Genomic DNA, 6,275 nt, shown 5'->3' with positions numbered 1-6,275 from the left:
GCCGACAAGGACGCCGTCACCGCCGAGGAGCTGCGGGCTCACCTGGCCGGACGGCTGCCATCCTACATGGTGCCGGCGGCCGTCACCTTCCTCGACGCCATGCCGCTCACCGTCAACGGCAAGCTCGACCGCCGGGCGCTGCCCGACCCGGAGCTTGTCTCCGCCCACGCCTATGTCGCCCCCCGCACCGAGACGGAAGCCGCGCTCGCCGCCATCTGGCAGGACGTCCTCGGTCTCGACACCGTCGGCGTCAACGACAACTTCTTCGAGATCGGCGGTCATTCGCTCACCGCCGTGCGGCTGACGGCGCGGCTGCGACAGCGGCTCGGCCACGAGGTGTCGCTCAGGGCGCTCTTCGATCATCCAACGGTGGCCGGCCTTGCGGCGCTGATCGACGGGCAGGAGGCGGCTGCCGGGCAGGACGCCATCCCGCGTCGGCCGGCCGGCCTCGATCGCATTCCGCTGTCGCCGGCGCAGGAGCGGCTTTGGTTCCTGTGGCGGCTCGACCCGGACAGCGCCGCCTATACGATCGCCGGGGCAGTCAGGCTGGACGGCGAAATCGACATCGAGGCTTTGCGGCACGCCTTTGCCGAGGTCGTGCGAAGACACGAAATTCTTCGGACGAAATTCGGAGAAGATGACGGCATTCCCTTCCAGTCGGTGGAGCCCGATGCGGATCTTCACTGGAATGCGGCGGATCTTGCCGAATATCCGATCATCGATCAGGAAACGAAGGCAAGGGCACTCATAGAAGAGTTGATCCGGACACCGTTCGACCTGGAGGCAGCGCCGCCCTTACGCCTTTCCCTGATCCGGCTTGGCAAGCAAACCCACCTCCTGGTGCTCGCCCTTCACCACATCCTCATGGATGGCCCGTCATTGACCATCCTGGTCAACGAAGTCAGCAGTCTCTACGAAAACCGGAGCCGGGCTCATGCAAGCACACTTCCCGATCTTCCAGTCCAATTTGCCGACGTCGCGCTGTGGCTGAAGCGCCAGGAGCGTTCCGACAGGTTCGACAGAGATCTGGATTACTGGACGCGAAAACTGCACGCGGTCCCTGAAGCCTTTCATTTCACCCTTCCGAGCACCGCCGTGGAACAGCGATCTCATCAGGACGGGCAGCCGGAAGATGGTTGGCCGGTCAGGCAACCGCTTCCTCCGCATCTTGTCCGTGAGTTGAGGGCGCTTGCCGTGCGGTCGAACACGACGCTCTTCTCTCTGCTTTTGGGCTGCTTTACCTGGCTGCTGCATCGCTACTCGGCGCACGACGATTTGAGCGTTGCAGTGCCGATTTCGGCTCGACAGCGCGAGGAGTTCGAGCCGCTGATCGGTCCGTTCCTGAATCTTCTCGTCATCCGGTCGAAGGCCTCGCCGTCGATCCGGTTTGACGCTTTTCTGAAGCAGACGATCGAGACCGTCGAAGAGGCGTTCGACCATCGGAACCTGCCGTTCGAGAAACTGGTCAAGTCCCTGGCGCCTGCAGGGCGGGCCGGGTCCACGCCGTTTACCGGCGTCAAGTTCCTCCTGCACGATCTCGGATACGAAACGCGACCCGACGCGGCTCTTCGCTGGACGTCGATGGACCTGCCAGATCCGGGACATCGCTTCGATCTGAACTTCAATGTGCTGGATTATCATGACCGCCTGGAGATCAGCGTTTCCTACGATCCCGCGCGCTTTGCTCGCAGCGACATCGAGGCACTGGCCGAAAATTACAAACGACTGATCGCCCACGCCGTCAAGGACGGCAGCCATAAGCTCGATTCCATTGTCATCCTGCAATCTTCCCGTCGTAGCCGGAGCGCTTCAATGACCCCATTGCCCACCATCATTGAACGCGTCGCCGACTTCGCCCGCCTTCGCCCTCACGAACCTGCCGTCATCACGGAACACGCAAGGCTCTCCTGGCGCGAACTCTGGGAGCGCGCCGGTATCCTTTCGGCAGATCTTCGCCGGCGCGGGGTAGAGCCTGGGAATCCGGTCGCCGTATTGCTCGAGCGTTCGACCGAGCTCGTTGTCGCCATCCTCGGCATATGGCGGGTCGGAGCGGTCTATGCGCCGCTCGATCTTTCAGCACCGCCAAAAAGATTGCAGTGGCAGCTTCGGGACCTTAGTGCCCGACATCTTGTTATCGACCAAAAGCCTGAGTGGCTCGAGGCCGCCATCGAAGCGATCGATGTGAATGCGAAGGGCTCGGCCGATCAGCTTGCAGCATCACCCTGCATTGGCCCGGCTTACGTGGTCTACACGTCCGGCTCCGCCGGCGAGCCGAAAGGCGTCCTCGTCACGCACGAAAGCCTCCGTGATTATTTGGATTCGGTCTATGAACGGCTGCCGGGCGATCTGGCAAGCGCGGCCTATGTCAGTTCTCCGGCCGCCGATCTTGGTCACACCTCGCTGTTCGGTGCGCTTTGGCGCGGCATGACATTGCATATGATCGGCAGCGAACATGCTTTCGATCCCGATGGCTTTGCAGATGCCATGCGCAATGAGCGGCCGGATCTTCTGAAGATCACGCCTTCGCATCTCGCCGCATTGTTGAATGCCGCCGAGCCGGCGGCTGTTCTGCCAAGACGCTGCCTGGTGCTCGGAGGCGAGCCGACGTCGCAGCGCCTGCTGCAAGCGATCGGAAGACTGGCGCCGGATCTTTCTGTCGTCAACCACTATGGTCCGACGGAGACGACGGTCGGTGTGATTGCCGGCGATCTCAACCCATCCGCATCCGGGCCTATGCTGCTTGGAGAACCACTGTCGCACAGCACGATCACCATTCTGGATGAAGCGGGCGCCGAGCTTTCCGACGGAGAGGCGGGAGAGCTTTGCATCGGCGGCCGGGCGCTCGCGCTCGGATATCTCAATAAGCCGGCTTTGACGGCCGACCGCTTCGTTCCGGGCGCACATGGACAAAGGCTCTATCGAACCGGCGACAAGGCAAGACGGCTGTCCGATGGCCGGATCGAATTTCTCGGCCGTCTCGACAATCAGGTCAAGGTCCGTGGTTTTCGCGTCGAACTCGACGAAATCCGTCAGACGCTCCTGCGGCATCCGTCCGTCAACGCGGCAATCCTCTCGGCGGCCGAGGCTGACGGCAGGACAGTTCTGATGGCGCAGGTCGCAACCGACGACCAATCCCTTTCCAACGACGAACTGAGGCATTATCTTTCCGAACATCTGCCGAACTATATGATCCCCAACGAATTTCTGCTTGGCGACCGCCTGGAGGTCACCGCAAACGGTAAGGCGGTCCCTCCCGCCGCCAAGGCGGCGGATAAGCCCCCGATCTCTCCCGTCGAGTCGATATTGCTGTCGATCTGGCGCGATATTCTCAAGCGCGACGACATCGATGTTGCGCAGGATTTCTTCTCTCTCGGCGGGGATTCGATCCTGACCTTGCAGGTCATCGCACGCGCCAAGAAGGCCGGCATCAAACTGACGCCGAAGCAATTCTTCGCCGGCCCTTCGATCCGCCAGATCGCGGCCGTGGCGACGATGACGGAGCCTTCGCTTGGTGCAGCAGTGGGAAAGGCAGAAGCGGACAAGTCGGTGTCTTCGAAGTTTCCGCTGAGCGGGCCGTCGAAGGAAGCGCTCGCGGCAAGCGGCATCGTGATCGAAGATGTTCAGGACGTCTATCCGGCGACCCCGCTCCAGGAGGGCCTGCTCTTCCACAGCCAACTCGAGCGCGAATCCGCCGTCTACGTCAACCAGTTGAGAGCGATCCTCAAGGGAGATGTGAACCGGCCGCTGCTCCGCAACGCCTGGCAGGCGATCATCGATCGCCACGACATCCTGAGGACCCAGTTCATTGAACGCCCGGACGGTCCGGCCCTGCAGGTCGTGCGCAAGACGGCCAAGCTCGCCTATGCCGAGCACGATTGGCGCCATCTCGATCAGGCAGATTATAAGCGGGCGTTCGAGACCTGGCGTTTGCAGGATCTTGCAGTCGGCATAAATGCCGGCGAGGCGCCGCTTTCACGGATCACCGCCTTGCGTGGGCCCGATGATCGCGTCGATCTCGTCTGGACCTATCATCATGCGGTCACCGACGGGTGGAGCACCGCAATCATCCTGAAAGAAGTCTTGCTCGAATACCGCGCGCGCATGGACGGAGACGCCGCCCGCCACGCGCCAGCCGTTTCCTTCCGCCGCTATATCGACTGGCTCGCAAGCCATCCTCAGGAAGAGCCGGGCTGGTGGGCCGATCGCCTGAAGACCATCGAGGCGGCATCCAGGCTTCTGCCGATGCTTCCGGGCGTGGCAACCCCGCAGGCCGATACGGATATCCGTCACGAATTCGACATGACGGAAACGGACAAGATCCGTGCCTTCGCAAAGAACCATGCGATCACGCTCAACACCGTCGTCCAGGCGGCCTGGGCACTGGTCGTCTCTCATTACACCTCCTCGGAGAGCATCGTTTTCGGTGTGACCGTTTCCGGTCGACCCGTTGATCTCGAGGGCGCGGACCGTATCGTCGGTCCGCTTATCAACAGCCTGCCGCTTGCGGTTCATCTTCCCGAAGGTATGGACGTCGGATCCTGGCTCCGTCGATTGCAGCAGGAAAACGTTGCGCTCCGGGAGCATGAGCACGTGTCGCTCCTTGAACTGCAGCAGCAATCGGGCCGCCGGCACGAGCCGCTCTTCGACACTCTGCTCGTCTTCGAAAACTATCTGTCCGGGGACACGGCGGGTGGGAACGATGTCCTCGACGTCTCGTCGACACAATCCCACAATCGCACCCATTATCCCGTGACGGTCGTCGCCGTGCCGGAACAGCAGCGCCTGATCCTGCAACTGGTGGCGGACGGGAAGGCCGTTTCGCCGGCGACCGCGGCCCGGCTGCTACGGCACCTGGTAACGGCGATCACCGCGATTACGGACGGAGGCGGTCCCTCTCTCGGCGATATTTCGGTCATTTCCGATGAGGAGGCCGCCGCCGTCTTCGAGTTCGGCGAGAGCAGTCCGACACCTGCCACACAGGACGGCCAACTGATCCACGATCTCTTCGCAAGCCAGGTCGCAGCCGCACCTGACGCGATCGCCCTGCGTGCCAACGAGAAGGTGATGACCTACGGCGAGCTTGACAGACTGTCGAACCGGCTCGCGCGCCATCTTCAGGCGAAGGGGTGCCGGCCCGACGACGTCATCGGCCTCTATCTTGACCAGTCGTTCGAGATGTTCGTCGGCATGCTCGGCATCCTGAAGGCCGGCTCCGCCTATCTTCCGCTGACCCTCGATCTTCCCGAGGCACGTGTTGGGCATCTGATTTCCGACGCCTCAGCCAGGTTGGTCCTGACCAAGCGTTCGCACGCGTCCAGCGTCCCGAACCATGCGCAGGTGCTGCTCCTCGATCAGGAACAGGCGCTCTTCGTCGACCAGCCCGACGATCCGGTCGAAAGCGACGCGACGTCCCAGTCGCTTGCCTATGTCATCTATACGTCGGGTTCCTCCGGCATGCCCAAAGGCGTAATGGTGCCGCACAGCGGCGTCATCAATTACCTGACCTTTGCCTCCAGCCATTATGCGGTCGCCGCAGGCGGCGGCGCTCCCGTCAGCACGTCGATCGGCTTCGACGCGACCGTCACCAGTACGCTTGTTCCGCTCGTCTCAGGCGCGACCGTCCATATCCTCGGGGAGGACGCGGGCTTGGAAGGTTTGGCGGACACGCTGAACGCGGGCCGCGGCTTCAGTCTTGTGAAGGCGACCCCGTCGCATCTCGATGGGCTGAAACATCTGCTTGCGCGTCACAATCTTCAAAGCCAGACCGGAGCCTATGTGATCGGCGGCGAAAACCTGATTGCCGAGACGGTCGAATTCTGGCGGCGCTTTTCTCCGGGCACGCGCCTGATCAACGAGTACGGCCCGACGGAAACAGTCGTCGGCTGTGCCGTCCACGAAGTCGACGGCAAATCCGCACATAGCGGCCCGATTCCGATCGGGCGTCCGATCGCCAATACGGATCTCTATGTCCTCGATGGCTTCGGCAATCCGAGTGGCGTGGGCGTCATCGGCGAATTGTTCGTCGGCGGAAGCGGGGTGACCCGCGGCTATCTCGGCAAGCCTGGACAGACAGCGGCCGTCTTCGTTCCGCATCCGCGGCGGGCAGGGGAGCGTCTGTATCGCACTGGTGATCTGGCGCGCTGGCGCGAGGACGGCGATCTTGAGTATATCGGCCGCAACGACTTCCAGGTGAAGATTCGCGGCCACCGCATCGAGCTCGGCGAGATCCAGGCGGCCCTGCTTGGTCATGCCGGGGTGCGCGAGGCCGCCGTCGT

1 protein-coding gene is annotated in these 6,275 nt (G+C 62.5%); it reads left to right on the top strand.

The features are described 5' to 3' along the window. The coding region (locus tag ACMGE0_RS33220; protein ID WP_436820115.1) for a non-ribosomal peptide synthetase at nt 1-6,275 on the top strand (6,275 nt) is incomplete at both ends.

Origin of the sequence: Neorhizobium descurainiae (assembly GCF_051400715.1) — a bacterium.
Taxonomy (GTDB): domain Bacteria; phylum Pseudomonadota; class Alphaproteobacteria; order Rhizobiales; family Rhizobiaceae; genus Neorhizobium.
This window is presented reverse-complemented; position numbering and strand designations above follow the sequence as displayed.